This is a genomic window from Nocardioides sp. Root240 (genome assembly GCF_001428825.1).
Taxonomy (GTDB): domain Bacteria; phylum Actinomycetota; class Actinomycetes; order Propionibacteriales; family Nocardioidaceae; genus Nocardioides.
In genome coordinates this window covers 520168-541979 of record NZ_LMIT01000013.1, presented here as the reverse complement: position 1 = coordinate 541979, position 21812 = coordinate 520168, and the positions used below count along the sequence as shown (strand labels likewise).

Here is a 21812-nt window from a genome sequence, read left to right as displayed (position 1 = left end):
GCGCCGCGCCAGTGCTCCGGTGATAGATGAAAGTTGTCAGCCGATGAGTGATTGATCTTTGACGGCAGTGCGGCGTTCGGCGACGCTGGAGGTATGCGCGCGAACGAGGACCCCCAGGACGACCTGAAGGTCAGCCCGCCGAAGAAGTACGCCGCCGGAGTCCCCGCCGTCGCGCACGCGATGGAGTACTCCCTCGCCCAGGCGGGACCGAGGCGGACGCTGCTCACGCTGCTGAGCCTCAACCAGACCGAGGGCATCGACTGCCCCGGCTGCGCCTGGCCGGACCCCCAGCACCGGCACAAGAACGAGTACTGCGAGAACGGTGCGAAGCACGTCAACGACGAGGCGACCACGCGCCGAGTCACGCGGGAGTTCTTCGCCGAGCACCCGATCGACGAGCTCGACCGCAAGTCGGACATGTGGCTCAACCACCAGGGCCGGCTGACCGAGCCGATGGTGAGGCGCCCGGGCGGCACGCACTACGAGCCGATCGCGTGGGACGAGGCCTTCGGCATCATCGCCGACGAGCTCAACGGCCTCGCCTCGCCGGACGAGGCGATGTTCTACACCTCGGGCCGGCTCAACAACGAGGCCGCCTTCCTGCTGCAGCTGTTCTCCCGTGCGTACGGCACCAACAACCTCCCCGACTGCTCGAACATGTGCCACGAGTCGAGCGGGTCGGGTCTCGGCGAGACCCTCGGCATCGGGAAGGGCAGCGTCTCGCTCGACGACATCCACGAGTCCGACCTCGTGTTCGTCGTCGGCCAGAACCCCGGCACCAACCACCCGCGGATGCTGTCGGCGCTCGAGGAGACCAAGCGCAACGGCGGCCGGGTGATCGCGGTGAACCCGCTCCCCGAGGCCGGCCTGATGAGGTTCAAGAACCCGCAGAAGCCGAGTGGTGTCGTCGGGCGCGGTACGCCGATCGCCGACCAGTTCCTCAAGATCCGCCCCGGGGGCGACCTCGCCCTGTTCCAGATGCTCAACCGGCTGTTGCTGGAGTCCGAGGAGGCCGCGCCCGGCACCGTGCTCGACCACGAGTTCCTCGCCGCCCACACCATCGGGTACGACGACCTGGCCGCCCACCTGCGCACGGTCACCTGGGAGCACGTGCTCGAGGCCACCGGCCTGGAGCGGGCGGAGATCGAGGCGGTGCACCGCGAGGTGCTGGCCGCGAAGAGCGTCATCGTCTGCTGGGCGATGGGCCTGACCCAGCACAAGCACGGCGTCCCGACGATCCGCGAGGTCGTGAACTTCCTGCTGCTGCGTGGCAACCTCGGCCGACCCGGTGCCGGCGTCTGCCCGGTGCGTGGCCACAGCAACGTGCAGGGCGACCGCACGATGGGGATCTGGGAGCGGGTGCCCGACGCCTTCCTCGACGCGCTCGCAGCGGAGTTCGACTTCGAGCCGCCGCGCGAGCACGGCTACGACTCGGTCGCCGGCGTGCGTGCGATGCGCGACGGGAAGGCGAAGGTCTTCGTCGGCGTGGCCGGCAACTTCGTCCGGGCGATGTCCGACAGCGACGTCACCGAGGCGGCGCTGCGCTCGTGCTCGCTGACCGTTCAGGTCTCGACCAAGCTCAACCGCTCGCACACGGTGTGCGGTGAGACCGCGCTGATCCTGCCGACGCTGGGCCGCAGCGACCGCGACGTGCAGGAGTCCGGCGAGCAGTTCGTCACCGTCGAGGACTCGATGAGCGAGGTCCACCAGTCGCGCGGTCGCCTCGCGCCGGCGTCCCCGCACCTGCTCAGCGAGGTCGCGATCATCGCCCGGCTCGCACGTCGCACCCTCGCCGCCGACAACCCGGGCAGCTCGATCCCGTGGGAGGACTTCGAGAAGGACTACGCGCTGGTGCGCGACCGGATCGCCCGCGTCGTCCCCGGCTTCGAGGACTTCAACGCCCGGGTGGCCGTGCCCGGCGGCTTCCGGCTGCCGAACCCGGTCAACGAGCACCGCTACCCGACGCCGAGCGGCAAGGCCGTGCTCACCTGCAACCCGCTCGAGATGATCGAGACTCCGCCGGGCCACCTGGTGCTGCAGAGCCTGCGCTCGCACGACCAGTGGAACACCATCCCCTACGCCATGAACGACCGCTACCGCGGCATCCACGACGCCCGGCGGATCGTGATGGTCAACCCCGACGACCTCGCCGAGCTCGGCATCGAGGACCGCTCGCTGGTCGACCTGGTGAGCATCTGGACCGACGGCACCGAGCGGCGCGCCGACGGCTTCCGCGTCGTGGCCTACCCGGCCGCGCGCGGGTCCGCGGCGTCGTACTACCCCGAGACCAACGTGCTGGTGCCGCTCGACAGCGTCGCCGAGGTCAGCAACACCCCGACCTCCAAGGGCGTGATCGTGCGGTTGGAGCCCGTTGTCCCAGCCGTCTGAGCCGGCCGTCGAGCGCCGGCACGTCGTCCGGGTCGGACTCGGCCTGCTGGTCCCGGGCGTCGTCCTGCTGGTCGCGGGACGTCCCGAGCTGATCGTGTACGCCGTGTTCGGGTCGTTCACGGGCATGTACGGCCGGCGCGAGGGCCCCGCCGAGCGGCTGCGGCACCAGTTCCACGGCGCCGGCATGCTGGTCACCGGCGTGGCCCTCGGTGTGACCTTCTCGCAGCGCGAGGCGCCCACGGCCGCGCTGGTGGTCGGCGTGACGCTGTTCGCGACCGTCGGCTCCCTGTTGACCGACCGGCTGCGGCTGCATCCCGGTGGTCCCTTCTTCGGGATCTTCGCCTTCGGTGCGACGGCCACGATCGGCGCGGACCTCGTCGATCCCTTCGTGGCGGTGGGGATCTGCGTCGCCACCGCGGCATGGTGCCTGGCGCTCGGGCTGTCCGGGCTGGCGCCGGGCGAGCAGCCCGCCGGGGTGCCGCAGGAGCCGCTGCTCGGCACGCTCGTCCACGCCCTCCGGTACGCCGTCGCGATCGCCGGTGCCGGTGCGGTGGGCCTCGCGCTGGGGCTCGACCACGCCAACTGGGCGATGGCCGCGGCCGCCGTACCGCTGGCGGTGGTGGTGGGTGGTGAGCCGCTCGACCTGCGGGCCGTGCTGGACCGCGCGGCGCACCGGGTCGCCGGCACCTTCGCGGGCCTCGCGGTCACCGCCGCCGTCCTGCTGCCCGAGCCGCGACCGGCGGTGCTGGCGGTCGTGGTGATGGTGCTGCTGTTCCCGACCGAGCTGTTCATGAGCCGCCACTACGGCCTGGCGCTCGGCTTCTTCACCCCGTTGATCATGCTGATGACCGAGCTCGCGGCGCCGAGCGACCCGTCGTCGCTGCTGCTGGCGCGCGGTGTCGACACCGTGGTCGGCGTAGTGGTCGGGGTCGCCGCCGCCGCGCGCATCCCCGGGCGTCGCCCGTCCGGGACCGCACAGGAGAGGATCGCCCAGTGGGCCGAGTGACCGCACGACGCAAGGTGCTCCGCATCCGGGACGGGGTCGTCGACCAACGCCCCGACACCCTCGCGGCCGAGGAGCCGATGGAGATCCGGGTCGCCGGCAAGGCGCTCACGATCACGATGCGCACGCCCGGCGACGACTTCGACCTGGCCGTCGGCTTCCTGGTGAGCGAGGGCGTCGTACGACGAGCCTCCGACGTGCTCTCCGCGCGCTACTGCGCCGGCGCGACCGACGACGGCACGAACACCTACAACGTCGTCGACGTCGGCCTCGACCCGTCGCTGCCGCCCCTCGACCTGTCGCTGGAGCGCAACTTCTACACGACCTCCTCGTGCGGCCTGTGCGGCAAGGCCAGCCTCGACGCCGTTCGTACCGCGAGCACCTGGTCGGTCGCCGACGACCCGCTCCGCCTCACCCCCGAGCTGCTGGCCTCGCTGCCCGGCCGGTTGCGCGACTCCCAGCGCGTGTTCGACAAGACCGGCGGGCTGCACGCCGCGGCGCTCTTCTCCGCCGACGGCGAGCTGCTCGTCGTACGGGAGGACGTGGGGCGGCACAACGCCGTCGACAAGGTGATCGGCCACGCCGTGCGCGGGGGACTGCTGCCCCTGCGCGAGACGGTGCTGATGGTCAGTGGGCGGGCGTCCTTCGAGCTCGTGCAGAAGGCCGTGATGGCCGGGATCCCCGCACTGGCGGCGGTCTCCGCGCCGTCGTCGCTGGCGGTCGACCTCGCCGAGGAGAACGGGATGACGCTCGTCGGCTTCCTGCGCGGTACGTCGATGAACGTCTACTCCGCACCCGAGCGGGTGGTGGCTGACTGATCGAGCCCGTGCGCGAGGTCCACGCCGCGCGCCACGTCGACGAGGGCCCGCACCAGCAGTGACTCCGGCCCGTGCCCGGCCAGCACCAGCCCGACCCGGTGCACCCGGCGCCGCGGCTTCGGCAACGGCACCGCCCGGATCCCGTCCGGTACGCCGAACGCCGGCAGCCACGTGTGCGGCACGATGCTCGACAGCCCCATCGCCGGCAGGTGCGCGTAGATCGCGGAGACCGTGTCGGTCTCGACCACGACATTGCTGGTCCGGCCGGTGTCGGCCAGGTGGCCGTCGATGATCCGCCGGTTCTGCATGTCCGGGGTCAGCAGGCACAGCGGGGCGGCGGCGGCCTCGGCCCAGGTCACCGCGTCGCGGGCGCCGAGCGGCCCGTCGGTGGGCGTGAGGAAGACGTAGTGCTCGCGGTAGAGCGGCACGACGCGGACCTTGCCGAGCGGCTCGCCGTCGACGTACGTCATGCCGACGTCGATCTCGAAGTCGTTGAGCTGCTGGACGATCTCGCGCGACGACATCGACGCGAGGTGGAAGCGGACCAGCGGGTGCTCGGCGCGCAGGGGAGCGGTGAGCAGCGAGGCCACGCTGAGTGCGGTCGGGATGGCGCCGATCCGCAGGGTCCCGGACAGGCCACCGCGCATCGCGGCGAGCGTCTGGTCGAGGGCGGCCCGCTCAGCGAGGATCCGGTGCGCCCACTCGAGCACCTGCAGGCCCTCGGGGGTGAACCCCTCGAACCGCTGGCCGCGCCGGACCACCTGGACGCCGAGCTCCTTCTCGAGCTTCAGGATGCCGGCCGACAGCGCGGGCTGGGTGACGTGGCAGGCCTGGGCCGCCCGGCCGAAGTGCCCCTCGCGGGCGAGGGCCGCGAGGTACTCCAACCGGCGCAGCAGCATGGCGATCACCCTAGGGTGATCAGCGTGAAGCGTCCGCCCCTGATCGCCACGGCATGGCCCCGGCTGCTGTCCGCGGTCCTCGCCGGCACGGCGGCCGCCGTGCTCGGCTCGCTCGTCGAGGTCCAGCTCGGCGTCCTGCTCGCGATCGCCGTCGCCGGCTCGGTCTACGTCGTGTTCGGGTGGACGGTGCTGTGGCCGATGGACGCCGAGGCCACGCGGGTGAACGCGACCCACGAGGACCTCAGCCCGGGCGTCGACGAGGTCGTCGTCGGTGCCGCCGCGCTCGGAGGCCTCGGCGGGGTGATCGCCCTGCTGCTGGTCGGCAGCGACGTGGCCGGCCGGGCCGATGCCGCCGTCGCGCTGGGCGGGGTCTTCGTGGCGTGGGCGTCGCTGCACCTGATGTACGCGACCCGCTACGCCCACCTCTACTACTCCGGCACGCCCGGCGGGATCGACTTCAACGGCGACGAGGAGCCGTCGTTCCGCGACTTCCTCTACTTCAGCTACAACCTCGGGATGACCTACCAGGTCTCCGACACCAGCGTGCAGACCTCGGCGGTGCGCGCGGTGGTGCTGCGGCACTGCCTCATCTCCTACGTCTTCGGCGCGGCGATCCTGGCGACCACGATCAACCTCGTGGTCGGCATCGTCGCGAGCTGAGCCCCGGCTCAGACGCTCGCCGGCGTGCGCTCCGGCAGGTGCTGGGCGACCAGCTCGTCGACCGCGTCGGCCCAGGTCCGGCGGACGGCCCGCTCCCGCGCGGCCGCGCCCATCAGGCGGCGGTGCGGGTCGCCGGCCACGGCCGCGACGGCCCGGACCAGGTCCCGGGTGTCGCCGGCGTCGTACAGGACCCCGGTCTCGAGGTGCGCGACCACGTCGCGCGCGCCGCCGGAGCGCGGAGCCACGACGGGTACGCCGGACGCGGCGGCCTCGCGCAGGGCGTGGCAGTCGGTCTCGTGCTCGCCCGGGTGGACCAGGACGTCGAGGGTCGGCATCGCGACGGTGAGGTCACCGATCGAGAGCGGGCCGGTGAACCGGGCGCCGGGCACGCGGCGCGCGAGCCACTCGCGGTCCGGGCCGTGCCCGATGACCACGAGGCGGGTGCCGGGCACCGCGGCCACGTCGGCGAGGCGTCGTACCCCGGCGGCCTTGTGGAGCCCGCCGACGTACCCCACGACGACCTGCTCGCCGTCGCGGGACCTGGCCTTCGACCACGAGGCGTGCAGCCACGGGTCGCGCAGGGTCGGGTTGAACGCGCGGCTGTCGACGCCGGGCTCCCACAGCGTCGCCGTCACGCCGAGCTCGGCCGCGCGGGCGACCATCCACGGCGAGGTGACCAGCACCGTGTCGGCGCGGTCGGCGATCTTGGCGCGCCAGTAGTCGGCGGCCAGGTCGAGCACCGGCGACTGCTCGACCACGACGGTGGGTACGCCGAGACGGCCGGCGTGCTTGAGCGCCTTGCGCCCGACGTTGCGGGGGGAGTGCACCTGTACGACCTCGGCGCCGAAGGACTCGATCGCCTCGCGCACCTGCGCGCCGGTGGGCTCGAGCGGGCGCACGCGCACGACGTCGCAGCCGCGGTAGCTGGCCAGGCCCGGCCCCGGCGCGACGATCCGCACGCTGTGGCCGAGGTCGACGAGCCGGTCGACCGTCGCCTTCAGCGTGGTCGTGGTGCTGTCGACGGCCGGGTAGAAGGTCTCGGTGGCGAGGACGATCTTCATGGCTCCACGGTGGGCGCGCCACGTTGCGGGACCGAGGGCTCCGGGTTGCGGCCGGATGAACGCTCGGCGTGCGTCGTACCGGGCCTGGACGTTGCGACCGGGTTACCGCGGGGTAGCCGGAGATTGGTCACACCTCCGTGACACCGGTCATGTCACGGATAGTCTTGTCGCTCGTGACTGACTCGCCCCTGACGCTGGCGCAACCCGAGGACGCGCATTCGCGCGCCGACTGGGAGGCCGCCACCGCCGCCGTGCTGCGCAAGACGCGCAAGCTCGGCGACAACGACCCCGACAGCGCCGTGTGGGACAAGCTGACCCGTCCCACGCTGGACGGCATCGGCATCGTGCCGCTGGGCCTGCCCGGCGGTACGCCGACCCCGGTCCGCCCGACCCGTGCGGGCGCGTGGGACGTGCGGAGCCTGGTGAGCGGCCCGGACGCCAAGCTCGCCAACGAGGCGGCGCTCGTCGACCTCGACGGCGGGGTGACCAGCCTCTGGCTGGCCGCGGACGCGTCCACCGACGTCGCGGCGACGCTGAAGGACGTGCTCCTCGACCTGGCCCCGGTCGTGCTCGACGCCCCCTCGGCGACCACCGCCGTCGCGGAGGCGTTCCTCGCGCTGCCCGGTGCCAAGCACCCCGACAGCAACCTGGGCATCGACCCGCTCGGCACCATGCTGCGCGAGATCCCGGTCGCCGTCGACGAGGCCGTCGCGGAGCTGCAGACGCTGGCCCGCAAGGCCGACCAGCACGATGTCCGCGCGATCGTCGTCGACGCCACCGCGGCCCACGACCTCGGTGCGAGCGACGGCCAGGAGCTCGGCTGGTCGATCGCGGCCGGTGTCGCGTACCTCCGCTGGCTGACCGACCACGGCCTGTCGGTCGACGACGCAGCGGGGCAGATCGAGTTCCGGTACGCCGCCACCGACGAGCAGTTCCCGACGATCGCCAAGCTGCGCGCGGCCCGTGTGCTCTGGGCGCGGGTGCTCGAGCTCAGCGGCGCGACGACCACGGCGCAGCGCCAGCACGCCGCGACGAGCCGGCCGATGCTGAGCAAGTACGACCCCTACGTGAACATGCTGCGCGGCACCGTGGCGGCCTTCGCTGCCGGTGTCGGCGGTGCGGACGCGGTCACCGTGCTGCCCTTCGACAGCGCCAACGGCCTGCCCGACGCGTTCGGCCGACGGATCGCCCGCAACGTCAACCACCTGCTCATCGACGAGTCCCACGTCGCCGCGGTCGCCGACCCGGCCGGTGGTGCCTACGCCGTCGAGCAGCTCACCGGCGAGCTCGCCGAGGCCGGCTGGGCCGAGTTCCAGCGCCTCGAGCAGGAGTGGGAGAGCGGTCACGACTTCGACCCGTTCCGCGAGCGGATCGCCGCGGTCGTCGCGAAGCGCGAGGCCGCCATCGCGAAGCGCAAGCAGCCGCTCACCGGCGTCAGCGAGTTCCCGAACCTCGCCGAGACGCTGCCGGAGCGCGCCGCCGACCCGCTCAACGACCGGGTCCGCCGCTACGGCGCCTCCTTCGAGGCGCTGCGCGACGAGCCCGCCGCGAAGCCCGTCTTCCTGGCCACGCTCGGCACCGTCGCCCAGCACACCGCCCGCGCGACGTTCGTGAGCAACCTGCTCGCGGCCGGTGGCATCGCGGTCGACGTCGCGGGCCCGACGTCCGGGGTCGAGGAGCTGGTGGCGGCGTACCGCTCATCGGGGGGCCAGCCCGTCGTCTGCCTCGCCGGCACCGACGCCGCCTACGAGGAGTGGGGTGCCGCCGCGGCGGCCGCCCTCCGCGAGGCCGGCGCGACGCACGTCATCGTCGCCGGCAAGGCCGCCGACTACACCGACGACAGCGCTGCCATGGGTGTCGACGCCCTGGAGTTCCTGAACCGCACGAGGGAGAAGCTCGCATGACGATCCCGGACAGCTTCGCCGGACTCCCGCTCGCCGGAGTCGGTACGACGCCCGACGCTCCCGTGACCGGTGAGCCGTGGAAGAGCCCCGAGGGCATCGAGATCAAGGGCTGGTACGGCCCCGACGACCTCGCCGGCCTCGACGCGCTCGACACCTTCCCGGGCCTGAGCCCGTTCCTGCGCGGCCCGTACCCGACGATGTACACGACCCAGCCGTGGACCATCCGCCAGTACGCCGGCTTCTCCACCGCCGAGGAGTCGAACGCCTTCTACCGCCGCAACCTCGCGGCCGGCCAGAAGGGCCTCTCGGTCGCCTTCGACCTCGCGACCCACCGCGGCTACGACTCCGACCACCCGCGGGTGCGCGGCGACGTCGGCATGGCTGGTGTGGCGATCGACTCGATCTACGACACCCGCACGCTCTTCGACGGCATCCCGCTCGACCAGATGAGCGTCTCGATGACGATGAACGGCGCGGTCCTCCCGGTGCTCGCGCTCTACATCGCCGCGGCCGAGGAGCAGGGGGTGAAGCCGGAGCAGCTCTCGGGGACCATCCAGAACGACATCCTCAAGGAGTTCATGGTCCGCAACACTTACATCTACCCGCCTGCCCCGAGCATGCGGATCATCTCCGACATCTTCGCCTTCACCAGCCAGAAGATGCCGCGGTTCAACTCGATCTCGATCTCCGGCTACCACATGCAGGAGGCCGGGGCGACCGCCGACCTCGAGCTCGCCTACACGCTGGCCGACGGCGTCGAGTACATCCGCGCCGGCCTCGAGTCGGGTCTGACCATCGACCAGTTCGCGCCGCGCCTGTCGTTCTTCTGGGCGATCGGCATGAACTTCTACATGGAGGTCGCGAAGATGCGCGCGGCCCGGGCCCTGTGGTCGCGACTGGTCCGCCAGTTCGACCCGCAGAACCCGAAGTCGCTGTCGCTGCGGACCCACTCGCAGACCTCCGGGTGGTCGCTGACCGCGCAGGACGTGTTCAACAACGTCGGCCGCACCGCGATCGAGGCGATGGCCGCGACCCAGGGCCACACCCAGTCGCTGCACACCAACGCCCTCGACGAGGCGATCGCGCTCCCGACCGACTTCTCCGCCCGGATCGCCCGCAACACCCAGCTGCTGCTGCAGCAGGAGAGCGGTACGACGCAGACGATCGACCCGTGGGCCGGCTCCTACTACGTCGAGAAGCTCACCCACGACCTCGCGGAGCGCGCCTGGGCGCACATCCAGGAGGCCGAGGCCGCGGGCGGCATGGCCGCGGCGATTGAGCAGGGCATCCCGAAGATGCGCATCGAGGAGGCCGCCGCCCGTACCCAGGCCCGGATCGACTCCGGCGCCCAGAAGGTCATCGGCGTCAACACCTACCGGCTCGCCGTCGAGGACAAGCTCGACGTCCTCAAGGTCGACAACGACGACGTCTACCGCCAGCAGATCGCGAAGCTGGAGCGGCTGCGTGCCGAGCGCGACCAGGCCGACGTGGACGACGCGCTGCACGCGCTGACCCGTGCCGCCGACAACGGTGACGGCAACCTGCTCGACCTGGCCGTCGCGGCCGCCCGCAACAAGGCGACCGTCGGCGAGATCTCCGACGCGCTGGAGAAGGTCTACGGCCGCCACCAGGCCGTGATCCGTACGATCAGCGGCGTGTACCGCGACGAGGCGAACGAGGCCGGCGACACCCTGCTCGGTCAGGTCCGCGAGGCGACCGACGAGTTCGCCGAGGCGGAGGGCCGCCGGCCGCGCATCCTGGTCGCCAAGATGGGCCAGGACGGCCACGACCGCGGCCAGAAGGTCGTCGTGTCCGCCTTCGCCGACATGGGCTTCGACGTCGACGTGGGCCCGCTGTTCTCGACCCCCGAGGAGGTCGCGCAGCAGGCGATCGACGCCGACGTGCACATCGTCGGTGTCTCGTCGCTCGCCGCCGGCCACCTCACCTTGCTCCCCGCGCTGAAGAACGCGCTGGCCGAGCAGGGCCGTGACGACATCATGGTCGTCATCGGAGGCGTCATCCCGCCGGACGACGTACCGACCCTGAAGGAGATGGGCGCTGCGTCCGTCTTCCTGCCGGGCACGGTCATCGCCGAGTCGGCGCTGGACCTCCTCGCCAAGCTCCGCGCCGACCTCGACCACTGATGGACGCAGCGGGACTGCTCGAAGGGATCCGTGAGGGGAGGCGCGCGCAGGTGGCGCGCGCCATCACCCTCGTGGAGTCGACGGCCCCCCGGCACCGGGTGGCGGCCCGCGAGCTGCTGACCGAGCTCGCCGCGGCCGGCGACGGACCGCAGGCCGTGCGGGTCGGCATCTCCGGTGTGCCGGGCGTCGGGAAGTCGACCTTCATCGAGGCGCTCGGCAGCCGGCTGACGGCGGAGGGTCACAAGGTCGGCGTCCTGGCGGTCGACCCGTCCTCCGTGCGTACCGGTGGATCGGTGCTCGGCGACAAGACCCGCATGGCGCAGCTCTCCGCCGACCCGAACGCGTTCATCCGGCCCTCGCCGTCGGCCGGGACCCTCGGCGGCGTGGCCCGCGCGACCACCCAGGCGATGTCGGTCCTCGAGGCCGCCGGCTACGACGTGGTCCTCGTCGAGACCGTCGGCGTCGGCCAGTCCGAGGTCACCGTGGCGGGGATGGTCGACACCTTCCTCTTCCTCACCCTCGCCCGCACCGGCGACCAGCTGCAGGGCATCAAGAAGGGCATTCTTGAGCTCGCCGACGTGATCGCGGTCAACAAGGCCGACGGCGACCGCGAGCAGGAGGCCCGCGCCGCCGCCCGCGAGCTCGCCGGCGCGCTGCGCCTGGTCCGCGGCCACGCCGAGTGGGCCGCCCCGGTCGTCACCTGCTCCGGCCTCACCGGCACCCGCGTCGACGAGGTCTGGGACCAGGTGCTCGCCCACCGCGACCACCTCGGCACCGACGGCCTGGCCCGCAAGCGCGCCGCCCAGCAGCTCGACTTCACGTGGGCGCTGGTCCGCGACGAGCTCGACCAGCGCCTGCGCCACAACGCCGGCGTCCGCGCGGTGCAGGACGAGGTCCGCGCCGCCGTGCTGGACGGCGAGCTGACCGCACCCCTGGCCGCGGACCGGATCCTCGCGGCCTACGACGGCTGAGCGGCGTAGGTTGGGCACCGTGACCGACACCTCCGACCTGCTGGCGCTCGTCGCCTCCGTCGTCGACAAGTACGACGACGAGCTGGTCGGTTTCCGGCGCGACCTCCACCGGCACCCGGAGCTGTCGTGGCAGGAGCACCGCACCGTCGACCGGGTCGCCGAGCGGCTCGACGGCACCGGGTGGAAGCTGACCCGGACGCCGCGCAGCGGCCTCGTCGCCGACCTCGGCGAGACCGGGCCACGGGTCGCGCTGCGTGCCGACCTCGACGCGCTGCCGGTGGCGGACCTGACGACCGACGGCTGGCGCAGCGAGAACGAGGGCGTCGCCCACGCGTGCGGTCACGACGTCCACACCACGTCGCTGGTCGGTGCTGCGCTCGCGCTGGCCGAGCTGCACCACCAGGGCCTGCTCGGCGGCCGGGTCCGGCTGCTGTTCCAGCCGGCCGAGGAGGTCATGCCGGGCGGGGCCAAGCACCTGATCAGCCACGGGGCGCTCGAGGGCGTCGACCGGATCTTCGCGCTGCACTGCGACCCGTCGGTCGACGTGGGCGCGGTGGGCGTGCGGAGCGGTCCGATCACGAGCGCGGCCGACCGGATCGACGTACGGCTGGAGGGGAACGGGGGCCACACCTCGCGCCCGCACCTGACCGGCGACCTGACCTTCGCGCTGGCGAAGGTGGCCAGCGAGCTGCCGGCCGTGCTGAGCCGGCGGATGGACCCGCGGGCCGGCGTCAGCGTGGTGTGGGGCATGCTCCGCGCCGGACTGGCCGCCAACGTGATCCCCGACAGCGGCATCGCGAGCGGCACGGTGCGCATCCTCGAGGCCCAGGCCTGGGCCTCGTGCGAGCCCGTCGTGCGGGAGGCGGTGCTCGACATCGTCCGGCCCTACGGCGTCATCGCGACCGTCGACTACCTCCAGGGCGTGCCGCCGGTCGTCAACGACGCCCTGTGCACCGCGATGGTGTCGGCCGCGGCCGACGAGCTGCTCGGCCCGCACCACCGCACCGAGGTGGAGCAGAGCCTGGGCGGCGAGGACTTCGGCTGGTACCTCGAGGAGGTGCCGGGCGCGATGTTCCGCCTCGGGACCCGCACGCCGGGTGGCCCGCGCTTCGACCTGCACCAGGGCGACTTCGAGGTCGACGAGCAGGCGCCCGGGTTCGGCGCGCGGATGCTCGCGGGTGTCGCGGTGCTCGCCATCGCCGCCGGCCGCTGAGCCTCGCCGACCGGCGGGACCGGACCTCCTTGGTCACCAGTCGATAACAACCACAAGAAATTCTGCGGCACAGCAGCGCATCCGCAGGATCCACGATTAGGGTGCGTCGAGTGGCCCCACCCCCGGGGCTTCTCCAGCTATTCCAGGAGGCAGCCGTGAGGAAGACGGCCCGAATCGTTGCGGTGGCGACCATCGCAGCACTCTCCCTGACCGCGTGTGGCAGCCGTGAGGACGACGACAAGGCCGACGACAAGTCGTCGACCCCGACGTCGAGTGCACCCACCGAGGCCGCGGAGCAGTTCCCCGACTTCAAGGCGTGCATGGTCTCCGACTCCGGCGGCTTCGAGGACAAGTCGTTCAACCAGACCTCGAAGAAGGGTCTCGACGACGCGGTCGCGAAGTACGGCATGCAGGAGGCCGACGCGGAGTCGACCGACCCGTCGCAGTTCGCCGACAACATCCAGAGCCTGATCGACGCCAAGTGCAACCAGATCACGACCGTCGGCTTCCTCCTGGGTGACGACACCCTGAAGAAGGCCAAGGCCAACAAGGACGTCGACTTCGCGATCGTCGACTACGCCTACTTCGACGACAAGGGCAAGAACCTCGCCCCTGCCAACCTCCAGGGCCTGACCTTCGACACCGCGCAGCCCTCCTTCCTGGCCGGCTACCTCGCCGCCGCGAAGAGCCAGAGCGGCGTCGTGGGCACCTTCGGTGGCCTCAACATCCCGACGGTCACGATCTTCATGACCGGCTTCGCCCAGGGTGTGGCCTACTACAACGAGGAGAACGGCAAGGACGTCAAGGTCCTCGGCTGGGACGTCGACAAGAAGCAGGGCTCCTTCACCGACACCTTCGAGGACAAGGGCGCCGGCAAGAGCGTTGCCGAGACCCAGATCTCGCAGGGCGCCGACATCATCTTCCCGGTGGCCGGTCCGGCCGGCCTCGGTGGCCTGCAGGCCGCCAAGGACGCGGGCAAGTTCGCCATCTGGGTCGACACCGACGGCTGCGTCTCGGCCGCCGAGTACTGCGACGTGCTGCTGACCTCGGTCGTCAAGGGCATGGACGTCGCCGTCGAGGCCGCGATCCTGGCCGCCGCCAAGGGCGAGACCACCAACGAGCTCTACAACGGCACGCTCGAGAACGGTGGCGTCGGCCTCGCGGACTTCGGTCCGAACGCGGACGTCGACGACGAGCTCGCGGCGAAGATCGAGGACCTCAAGGCCAAGATCATCTCCGGCGANGCAGGTCGGGGTGTGCACACCCCGACCTGCCGTTCGTCGCACCTGACGAGAGCAAGGAAGTTCCATGCGACTGGAGATCCGCGGCCTGACGAAGCGGTTCGGGTCCTTCACGGCCAACGACCAGATCGACCTGGTCGTCGAGCCGGGGGAGATCCACTGCCTGCTCGGTGAGAACGGCGCCGGCAAGTCGACGCTGATGAACATGCTCTACGGCCTGCTGACGCCGACCGAGGGCGAGATCCGCCTCGACGGCGAGGTGGTCTCCTTCGACGGACCCGGCGACGCCCTGGCCGCCGGCATCGGCATGGTGCACCAGCACTTCATGCTGGTCCCGGTCTTCACCGTCGCCGAGAACGTCATGCTCGGCCACGAACCCACCCGCGGCCCCGTGCTCAACCGCGCCAAGGCGCGCGAGCAGGTCCGCGAGCTCTCCGAGCGCTACAACCTCAAGGTCGACCCCGACGCCCTGGTCGAGACCCTCCCGGTCGGCGTCCAGCAGCGGGTCGAGATCGTCAAGGCCCTCGCCAGCCACGCCAAGATCCTGATCCTCGACGAGCCCACGGCGGTGCTCACGCCGCAGGAGATCGACGAGCTGATGGCGATCATGCGCGAGCTCAAGGCGCAGGGGACCTCCATCATCTTCATCACGCACAAGCTGCGTGAGGTCAAGGCGGTCGCCGACCGGATCAGCGTCATCCGCCGCGGCAAGGTCGTCGGCACCGCCGAGCCGACCGCGAGCGAGACCGAGCTCGCCGAGCTCATGGTCGGCCGCGCCGTCAGCCTGACCGTCGCCAAGGACGCGCCCACGGTCGGCGAGCCGGTCCTGCGCGGCACGGGCATCAGCGTGGTGGACCCGCGCGGCCACCTCGTCGTCAAGGACGTCTCCTTCGAGGCCCGCGCGGGCGAGGTCCTCGGCATCGCGGGCGTCCAGGGCAACGGCCAGACCGAGCTGATCAAGTCACTGCTCGGCCTGCTCCGCCCGGCCGCCGGGACGATCACCCTCGACGGCCAGGACATCAGCAGGTACGGCCCGCGGCAGAGTCTGGAGGCCGGCATCGGGTTCATCCCCGAGGACCGCTCCCACGACGGGTACGTCGGCCCGTTCAGCGTCCGCGAGAACCTCGTCCTCGACCTCTACCGCTCCGACGAGTTCTCGCGCGGCCCGGCCCTCAAGCTCGGCGCGATCGCCGACAACGCCGAGGCACGCATCCAGGAGTTCGACATCCGCACCGAGTCCGCCGAGACGCCGGTCGCCTCCCTCTCGGGCGGCAACCAGCAGAAGGTCGTCGTGGCGCGAGAGTTCTCCCGCCCGCTGAAGGTGCTGATCGCCTCGCAGCCCACGCGCGGCGTGGACGTCGGCTCGATCGAGTTCATCCACAAGCGGATCATCGCCGAGCGCGACCACGGCACGGCGATCATCGTGGTCTCGACCGAGCTCGAGGAGATCTACGCGCTGTCCGACCGCATCGCCGTGATGTACGACGGCCGGATCGTCGCGACCGTACCCCCCGACACCCCGCGCCAGGAGCTCGGTCTGCTCATGGCCGGCGCCGTCCCCGACAGCATGGAGGCTGCGCAGTGACCGCGATGTCGCCCACCCCCGAGACCCTCGCGCCCGAGCCCGAGGGCAAGGCCGCCAACGGCCTGCAGGCGTGGTTGCCGACCGTGCGCGACACGGCGCTGGCGATCCTGCTCGCGCTGATCGTCGGCGCGGTGCTGATCGCGATCTCCGACGAGGACGTCATCAACTCCCTCGAGGACCTCTTCGCCCACCCAGGCTCCTTCTTCGTCTACGCCGGCGACGTCGTGCGCCACTCGTTCGGCGCGGTCTTCGACGCCTACAAGGCCCTGCTCGACGGTGCCTTCGGCTCGGGCTCCGCGCTCCGCCGGACGCTGGAGCGCTCGGCGCCGCTGATCTGCGCCGGCCTCGGTGTCGCGCTCGCGTTCCGCGCCGGCCTGTTCAACATCGGCGCCCAGGGCCAGATGCTGGTCGGCGCCCTCGCTGCCGGGTACGTCGGCTTCACCTTCGACATGCCGCCGGTGATCCACCTCGGCGCCGCGCTGGCCGCGGCGCTGATCGCGTCGTCGCTGTGGGGCGGCATCGTCGGCCTGCTGAAGGCGCGCACGGGCGCGCACGAGGTGATCACGACGATCATGCTCAACTTCGTGGGCCGCTTCACCGTCCTCTACTTCCTGGCCAAGGAGTCCTTCCAGCGCCCGGGCAGCGACAACCTGCTGTCCCCGCCGGTCGACGACGACGCCACCTTCCCGACGGTCTTCGGCCTCCACCTCGGCATCCCGCTCGCGATCCTCGCGGCCGGCGGTGTGTGGTGGCTGCTCGAGCGCAGCCGGCTCGGCTTCGAGATGCGCGCCGTCGGCGCCAACCCGGAGGCCGCGCGCACGGCGGGCATGAGCATCGGCAAGGTCTACGTCCTCACCATGGCGATCACGGGCGCCCTGTCCGGCCTCGCGATCTCGATGACCGTCCTCGGCCTCCACCAGTCGATCACCGACCAGGTCGTCGGCTCGGTCGGCTTCGACGCGATCACCGTCGCGCTGCTCGGTCGCGCGACCCCGCACGGCACGGTCCTCGCGGGCCTGTTGTTCGGAGCGCTGTCCGCGGGCGGCCTCGGCATGCAGACCCAGGCCGGCGTGCCGCCCGAGCTGATCAACGTCGTCCAGGCGCTCATCGTGCTCTTCGTCGCGGCGCCCGCGCTGGTGCGCGGCCTCGCCCGGCTCGAACGCAGGAAGAAGAAGGCCGACAAGGCCAAGGCCGCCCGGACCGGGCAGGAGGTCGCGGCATGACGCAGGTGCTGGACGTGTCCGCCGTCGAGGAGCCGGACGTCCGCGACCGCGCGGACGTCGTACGCCAGGTCAAGACGATCGTCGTGCTGGCCCTGGTGCTGGTCGCCGAGGTCTGGTTCAAGCTCTCCATCGACGACCCCACGGTGTCGCAGCTGCTCAAGGGCCCGCGCACCCTGGAGAACCAGCCCGTCGAGTTCGACGGCACCCTGGTCTCGTGGACCGCGGTCGCGTTGACGGCCATCGCGCTGGTCCTCGCGGTCCTCGACCGCTACCCGCGCGGCGGGCTCGGCGTCGGCCTGGGCGTGGTGCTCGGGCTGTCGTTCTACGCCGCCTTCCTGATGTGGGCCTACGCCGACCCGACCGGGGCCTTCGCGCCGTCGATCACCAACCCGCTGCCCGGCACGATCAGCATCGCGACCGCGCTGGTGTTCGGTGCCCTCGCCGGCGTGCTGTGCGAGCGAGCCGGCGTCGTCAACATCGCGATCGAGGGCCAGTTCATCGCCGGCGCCTTCTTCGGCTCGGTGTTCTCCAGCATCGCGGTCGCCTCGATCGCCGCGCTGCCGCTGTTCTGGTGCCCGGTCTTCGGCCTGCTCGGCGGCATCCTCGCTGGCGTCGGCATGGCCGCCATGCTCGGCCTGTTCGCGCTGCGCTACCACGTCGACCAGGTGGTCGTCGGTGTCGTCCTGGTCGCCTTCGGCTACGGCATCACGTCCTTCCTCCTCGGCCAGATCCCGGCCGACCGCAAGGACGACCTCAACCAGCCGCACCTGCTCGAGGCGGTCTCGATCCCGGGCCTGTCCGACATCCCCTACATCGGCCAGCCGCTGTTCGCGCAGAGCCTGCTCGTGTACGCCGCCTACGTCTCCGTGCCACTGGTGTGGTGGCTGCTCTTCAAGACCAAGTGGGGCCTGCGGGTGCGGGCCGTCGGCGAGCACCCGAAGGCCGCCGACACGGTCGGCATCAACGTCAACCGGATCCGCTGGCAGGCCGTCCTCCTGGGTGGTGTCTTCGCCGGCCTCGGCGGTGCGTCGTTCACGCTCTCCACCGGTGCCTTCGACAAGGAGATGACCGCCGGTCTCGGCTTCATCTCCCTCGCCGCCGTGATCATGGGCCGCTGGCACCCGGTGTGGGCCGCCTTCGCCGCCCTCGGCTTCGGCCTGCTGCGCGACCTGAAGAACCAGCTCGGCCTGCTCGGTGACAAGGTCCCCGGCGACCTGGTCGCCGCACTGCCCTACATCGCCTGCATCATCGCCGTCGCCGGCTTCGTCGGCCGGGTCCGCGCACCCGCCGCCGACGGCCAGCCCTACATCAAGAGCGACTGAGGTGGGCGTCGACTGGGAGGCCCTGCGCCGGGCCGCCGACGACATCGCCGAGCGCGCCTACGCGCCGTACTCCCGCTACCACGTCGGTGCGGCCGCCCTCGTCGACGACGGGCGCCTGGTGACGGGCTGCAACGTGGAGAACGCCGCCTACGGCGTCACGCTGTGCGCCGAGTGCGGCCTGGTGTCGCAGCTGCACGCCACCGGCGGCGGTCGGCTCACCCACTTCGTGTGCGTCAACGGCACGGGCGAGGTGATCATGCCGTGCGGGCGCTGCCGCCAGCTGCTGTGGGAGAACGGCGGTGCGACGCTCGAGGTGATGACCCCGCAGGGGGTGCTGACGATGGACCAGGTGCTGCCGCAGGCCTTCGGGCCCGAGAACCTCGCCTCTGGGGGCGACGGACTAGGGTCCGTGCATGGCTGAATCGCACGACGCCGTCGAGGTCATCCACGCGAAGCGGGACCGCGGCACGCTCTCCACGAGCCAGATCGACTGGATGGTCGACGCCTACACCCGCGGGGTGGTCGCCGACGAGCAGATGTCGGCGCTGGCGATGGCGATCCTGCTCAACGGCATGGACCGCCGGGAGATCGCCGACTGGACCGCCGCGATGATCGCGTCGGGGGAGCGGATGGACTTCGCCGGGCTGTCGCGGCCGACGGCCGACAAGCACTCCACCGGGGGCGTGGGCGACAAGATCACGCTGCCGCTGGCGCCGCTCGTGGCGGCGTGCGGGGTCGCCGTACCCCAGCTGTCGGGGCGGGGCCTGGGCCACACCGGCGGCACGCTCGACAAGCTGGAGTCGATCCCCGGCTGGCGGGCGCTGCTGTCGAACGAGGAGATGCTCGCGCAGCTCGAGGACGTCGGCGCGGTCATCTGCGCCGCGGGCGACGGCCTGGCGCCGGCGGACAAGAAGCTCTACGCGCTGCGCGACGTCACCGGGACGGTCGAGGCGATCCCGCTGATCGCGTCGTCGATCATGAGCAAGAAGATCGCGGAGGGCACCGGCGCGCTGGTGCTGGACGTGAAGGTCGGCAGCGGCGCGTTCATGAAGTCCGTCGACACCGCGCGCGAGCTGGCCGAGGTCATGGTTGCGCTCGGCAAGGACGCCGGGGTCAACACGGTCGCCCTGCTCACCGACATGGAGACGCCCCTGGGCCTCACGGCCGGCAATGCGATCGAGGTCGCGGAGTCGGTCGAGGTGCTGGCGGGCGGCGGCCCGGCGGACGTGGTCGAGCTGACCGTCGCGCTGGCGCGGGAGATGCTCGCGGCCGCCGGTCGCGACGACGTCGACCCGGCCGACAAGCTGGCCGACGGTACGGCGATGGACGCCTGGCGCCGGATGATCGGCGCGCAGGGTGGCGACCCCGACGCGGCCCTGCCGGTCGCGAAGGAGAGCCACGTCGTGACCGCCGCGTCCGACGGCGTGCTGACCCGCCTCGACGCGCTGTCCGTCGGCATCGCCGCGTGGCGCCTGGGTGCCGGACGTGAGCGCAAGGAGGACCCGGTGCAGGCCGGCGCCGGCGTCGTCTGGCACGCACGGCCGGGCGACGAGGTCCGCGCAGGCACCCCCCTCTTCACCCTCCTGACCGACACCCCCGACCGCTTCGACCGGGCGCTCGCCGCCCTCGAGGGTGGGTACGACGTCGCGCCGGTCGGCACCGCGTTCGAGCCCGCGCCGCTGGTGATCGACCGGGTCGGCTGACGATCCTGCTGTAGGAATAGGTCATGGAACTCTCCGCCGCTGACATCCAGGCCGCCCCGAAGGTCCTCCTGCACGACCACCTGGACGGCGGCCTACGGCCCGCGACGATCGTCGACCTGGCCGCGGAGGTGGGCCACACGCTGCCCGCGACGGACCCGGCGGAGCTGGCGACCTGGTTCGCGGAGGCGGCCGACTCGGGCACCCTCGAGCGCTACCTCGAGACGTTCGCGCACACCGTCGGCGTGATGCAGACCGCCGCCGCCCTGACCCGCGTCGCGCGCGAGTGCGTCGAGGACCTCGCCGCCGACGGGGTCGTGTACGCCGAGATCCGCTACGCCCCCGAGCTGCACGTCGAGCGCGGCCTCGAGCTGACCGACGTCGTCGCAGCCGTCCAGCAGGGCTTCGAGGAGGGGATGACGGCGACCGGTGGCCGGATCGTCGTGCGCCACCTGCTGACCGCGATGCGTCAGGCCGCACGAGCGATGGAGATCGCCGAGCTCGCCATCCAGTGGCGCGACCGTGGCGTCGTCGGCTTCGACATCGCCGGCCCGGAGGCGGGCTACCCGCCCACCCGCTTCATCGACGCGTTCGAGTACCTCAAGCGCGAGAACTCGCACTTCACGATCCACGCCGGCGAGGGCTTCGGGCTGCCGTCGATCTGGGAGGCCGTGCAGTGGTGCGGCGCGGACCGGCTGGGCCACGGTGTGCGGATCGTCGACGACATCGCGATCGACGAGGACGGCACGCCGCGCCTGGGCCGGCTGGCGTCGTACGTCCGCGACAAGCGCATCCCGCTGGAGATGTGCCCCTCGTCCAACGTGCAGACCGGCGCCGCGCCCTCGCTCGCCGAGCACCCGATCAAGCTGCTCGCGTCGCTGCGCTTCCGGGTCACGGTCAATACCGACAACCGCCTCATGAGTCGCACCTCGCTGAGCAAGGAGTTCGGCCTGCTGCACGAGACCTTCGGGTACGGCTGGAGCGAGATGGAGTGGCTCACCGTGAACGCGATGAAGTCGGCCTTCATCCCCTACGACGAGCGCTACCGGCTGATCACGCAGACCATCAAGCCCTGGTACGCCGAGCGGCTGGGCTGATCCCTCGCCGCATCAGGCGGCGAGCGCGAGGTCCACCCGGAGCCAGCTCAGCAGGCAGTAATCCGCAGGGCTGATCGTGCTCGTGCCCTCGCTGGTGACGAGGCGGTGGAGTCCGTGGGGTGTGCGCCAGATCCAGCGGTCGGGTCCGAGTTGGTGGACCTCGTAGCCGAGATGTGTCTTGGCCCGGTGGGAGTGGCGGGTCAGTGGGGTGTCGTTGTGGTCGCCGGTCTGGCCCGGTGGTCCATGTCGGTCGTACGGCACGGTGTGGTCGTGGTCCGGGGACCGTTTCGACGGCCCGAACAGCGTGGTCGCGTGGGGGAACACGTCGCCCAAGGTGCGGTACTCGCTGCGTTGCTTGACGTCGGTGGGGTGCTCGTAGCCGTTCACGGACCGGCCGTGGTGGAGGTCGATCACGGGGGTGATCGTCACCTGGGTGTGCCGGGCGAGGAGGTCGCGGATCTGGGTGAGGGTCCGGGGGCCGAGGTCCTCCACTCGGGCGACGGGTGCGAGGTCGCCGGTGTCGGTGGTCGCGACGTGGACCACGACCTCCGCTGCACTGCCGCTGGTCGCGACCACTTCGGTC

Annotated in this window: 16 protein-coding genes and 1 pseudogene; 15 read left to right on the top strand and 2 right to left on the bottom strand. The window is 71.7% G+C overall.

All coding sequences use genetic code 11. The annotated features are described in order from the left end of the window. Positions 1-93 precede the first annotated feature (93 nt). From ASE20_RS19990 to fdhD, 3 genes are read left to right on the top strand one after another with little or no spacing between them, the layout of a single operon-like run. A complete protein-coding gene (locus ASE20_RS19990) occupies positions 94-2388 on the top strand; it encodes an FdhF/YdeP family oxidoreductase (RefSeq protein WP_056896292.1) in 2295 nt (764 codons plus the stop codon). After that, positions 2372-3394, top strand: coding sequence for an FUSC family protein (locus ASE20_RS19985; RefSeq protein WP_056896291.1), 1023 nt, complete (start codon positions 2372-2374; stop codon positions 3392-3394). The genes ASE20_RS19990 and ASE20_RS19985 overlap by 17 nt, the downstream gene beginning before the upstream one ends. After that, a complete protein-coding gene (gene fdhD / locus ASE20_RS19980; RefSeq protein WP_056896290.1) occupies positions 3382-4209 on the top strand; it encodes a formate dehydrogenase accessory sulfurtransferase FdhD in 828 nt (275 codons plus the stop codon). The genes ASE20_RS19985 and fdhD overlap by 13 nt, the downstream gene beginning before the upstream one ends. Here fdhD and ASE20_RS19975 read toward each other — a convergent pair. Further along, the gene (locus ASE20_RS19975; RefSeq protein ID WP_056896421.1) at positions 4176-5108 is read right to left on the bottom strand and encodes a LysR family transcriptional regulator; all 933 of its coding nucleotides are present in this window, start codon (positions 5106-5108) and stop codon (positions 4176-4178) included. The genes fdhD and ASE20_RS19975 overlap by 34 nt on opposite strands. A gap of 24 nt (positions 5109-5132) precedes the next feature. Here ASE20_RS19975 and ASE20_RS19970 point away from each other — a divergent pair, with 24 nt between their 5' ends. After that, positions 5133-5768: a DUF1345 domain-containing protein gene (locus ASE20_RS19970; RefSeq protein ID WP_200952878.1), complete on the top strand. Its 636-nt coding sequence runs from the start codon at positions 5133-5135 to the stop codon at positions 5766-5768. 8 nt (positions 5769-5776) lie between these two features. Here ASE20_RS19970 and ASE20_RS19965 read toward each other — a convergent pair whose 3' ends face one another. Then, positions 5777-6829, bottom strand: a complete 1053-nt coding sequence (locus tag ASE20_RS19965; protein WP_056896289.1) for a glycosyltransferase — start codon at positions 6827-6829, stop codon at positions 5777-5779. A 173-nt stretch (positions 6830-7002) separates the two neighbouring features. Here ASE20_RS19965 and ASE20_RS19960 point away from each other — a divergent pair, with 173 nt between their 5' ends. The 11 genes and pseudogenes from ASE20_RS19960 (at position 7003) to ASE20_RS19910 (ending at position 21229) form a co-directional block, all read left to right on the top strand. Then, a complete protein-coding gene (locus tag ASE20_RS19960) occupies positions 7003-8733 on the top strand; it encodes a methylmalonyl-CoA mutase family protein (RefSeq protein ID WP_225869252.1) in 1731 nt (576 codons plus the stop codon). Then, positions 8730-10877 carry a methylmalonyl-CoA mutase gene (gene scpA, locus ASE20_RS19955; protein ID WP_056896287.1) on the top strand — a complete coding sequence of 716 codons (2148 nt, stop codon included), beginning with the start codon at positions 8730-8732 and terminating at the stop codon, positions 10875-10877. Before ASE20_RS19960 ends, scpA begins: the two co-directional genes overlap by 4 nt. Further along, complete coding sequence (meaB, locus tag ASE20_RS19950) at positions 10877-11848, top strand: methylmalonyl Co-A mutase-associated GTPase MeaB (protein WP_056896286.1); 972 nt, start codon at positions 10877-10879, stop codon at positions 11846-11848. Before scpA ends, meaB begins: the two co-directional genes overlap by 1 nt. A gap of 19 nt (positions 11849-11867) precedes the next feature. Then, complete coding sequence (locus tag ASE20_RS19945) at positions 11868-13061, top strand: amidohydrolase (RefSeq protein ID WP_056896285.1); 1194 nt, start codon at positions 11868-11870, stop codon at positions 13059-13061. A 320-nt stretch (positions 13062-13381) separates the two neighbouring features. Continuing rightward, positions 13382-14304 (top strand): annotated as a pseudogene (locus ASE20_RS19940) (BMP family ABC transporter substrate-binding protein); the annotation flags it as partial. A 65-nt stretch (positions 14305-14369) separates the two neighbouring features. Next, on the top strand, positions 14370-15887 hold the full coding sequence (locus ASE20_RS19935; protein WP_056896284.1) for an ABC transporter ATP-binding protein: 1518 nt from the start codon (positions 14370-14372) through the stop codon (positions 15885-15887). 5 nt (positions 15888-15892) lie between these two features. Continuing rightward, the gene (locus tag ASE20_RS19930; RefSeq protein WP_082612689.1) at positions 15893-17110 is read left to right on the top strand and encodes an ABC transporter permease; all 1218 of its coding nucleotides are present in this window, start codon (positions 15893-15895) and stop codon (positions 17108-17110) included. Next, on the top strand, positions 17107-18432 hold the full coding sequence (locus tag ASE20_RS19925; protein ID WP_056896283.1) for an ABC transporter permease: 1326 nt from the start codon (positions 17107-17109) through the stop codon (positions 18430-18432). Before ASE20_RS19930 ends, ASE20_RS19925 begins: the two co-directional genes overlap by 4 nt. A 1-nt stretch (position 18433) precedes the next feature. Beyond that, entirely contained in the window at positions 18434-18853 is a 420-nt protein-coding gene (locus ASE20_RS19920) for a cytidine deaminase (protein ID WP_056896282.1), read from the top strand. Then, positions 18846-20135, top strand: coding sequence for a thymidine phosphorylase (locus ASE20_RS19915; protein ID WP_056896281.1), 1290 nt, complete (start codon positions 18846-18848; stop codon positions 20133-20135). Before ASE20_RS19920 ends, ASE20_RS19915 begins: the two co-directional genes overlap by 8 nt. Positions 20136-20158: 23 nt before the next feature. Next, positions 20159-21229, top strand: a complete 1071-nt coding sequence (locus ASE20_RS19910; protein WP_056896280.1) for an adenosine deaminase — start codon at positions 20159-20161, stop codon at positions 21227-21229. Positions 21230-21812: the final 583 nt, after the last annotated feature.

Bases quoted from the DNA above. Each gene is read 5' to 3' on its own strand.
- ASE20_RS19990 (WP_056896292.1), top strand. From the start codon at position 94: ATGCGCGCGAACGAGGACCCCCAGGACGACCTGAAGGTCAGCCCGCCG.
- ASE20_RS19975 (WP_056896421.1), bottom strand. From the start codon at position 5,108: ATGCTGCTGCGCCGGTTGGAGTACCTCGCGGCCCTCGCCCGCGAGGGG.
- ASE20_RS19965 (WP_056896289.1), bottom strand. From the start codon at position 6,829: ATGAAGATCGTCCTCGCCACCGAGACCTTCTACCCGGCCGTCGACAGC.
- scpA (WP_056896287.1), top strand. From the start codon at position 8,730: ATGACGATCCCGGACAGCTTCGCCGGACTCCCGCTCGCCGGAGTCGGT.
- meaB (WP_056896286.1), top strand. From the start codon at position 10,877: ATGGACGCAGCGGGACTGCTCGAAGGGATCCGTGAGGGGAGGCGCGCG.
- ASE20_RS19935 (WP_056896284.1), top strand. From the start codon at position 14,370: ATGCGACTGGAGATCCGCGGCCTGACGAAGCGGTTCGGGTCCTTCACG.
- ASE20_RS19930 (WP_082612689.1), top strand. From the start codon at position 15,893: ATGTCGCCCACCCCCGAGACCCTCGCGCCCGAGCCCGAGGGCAAGGCC.
- ASE20_RS19925 (WP_056896283.1), top strand. From the start codon at position 17,107: ATGACGCAGGTGCTGGACGTGTCCGCCGTCGAGGAGCCGGACGTCCGC.
- ASE20_RS19915 (WP_056896281.1), top strand. From the start codon at position 18,846: ATGGCTGAATCGCACGACGCCGTCGAGGTCATCCACGCGAAGCGGGAC.
- ASE20_RS19910 (WP_056896280.1), top strand. From the start codon at position 20,159: ATGGAACTCTCCGCCGCTGACATCCAGGCCGCCCCGAAGGTCCTCCTG.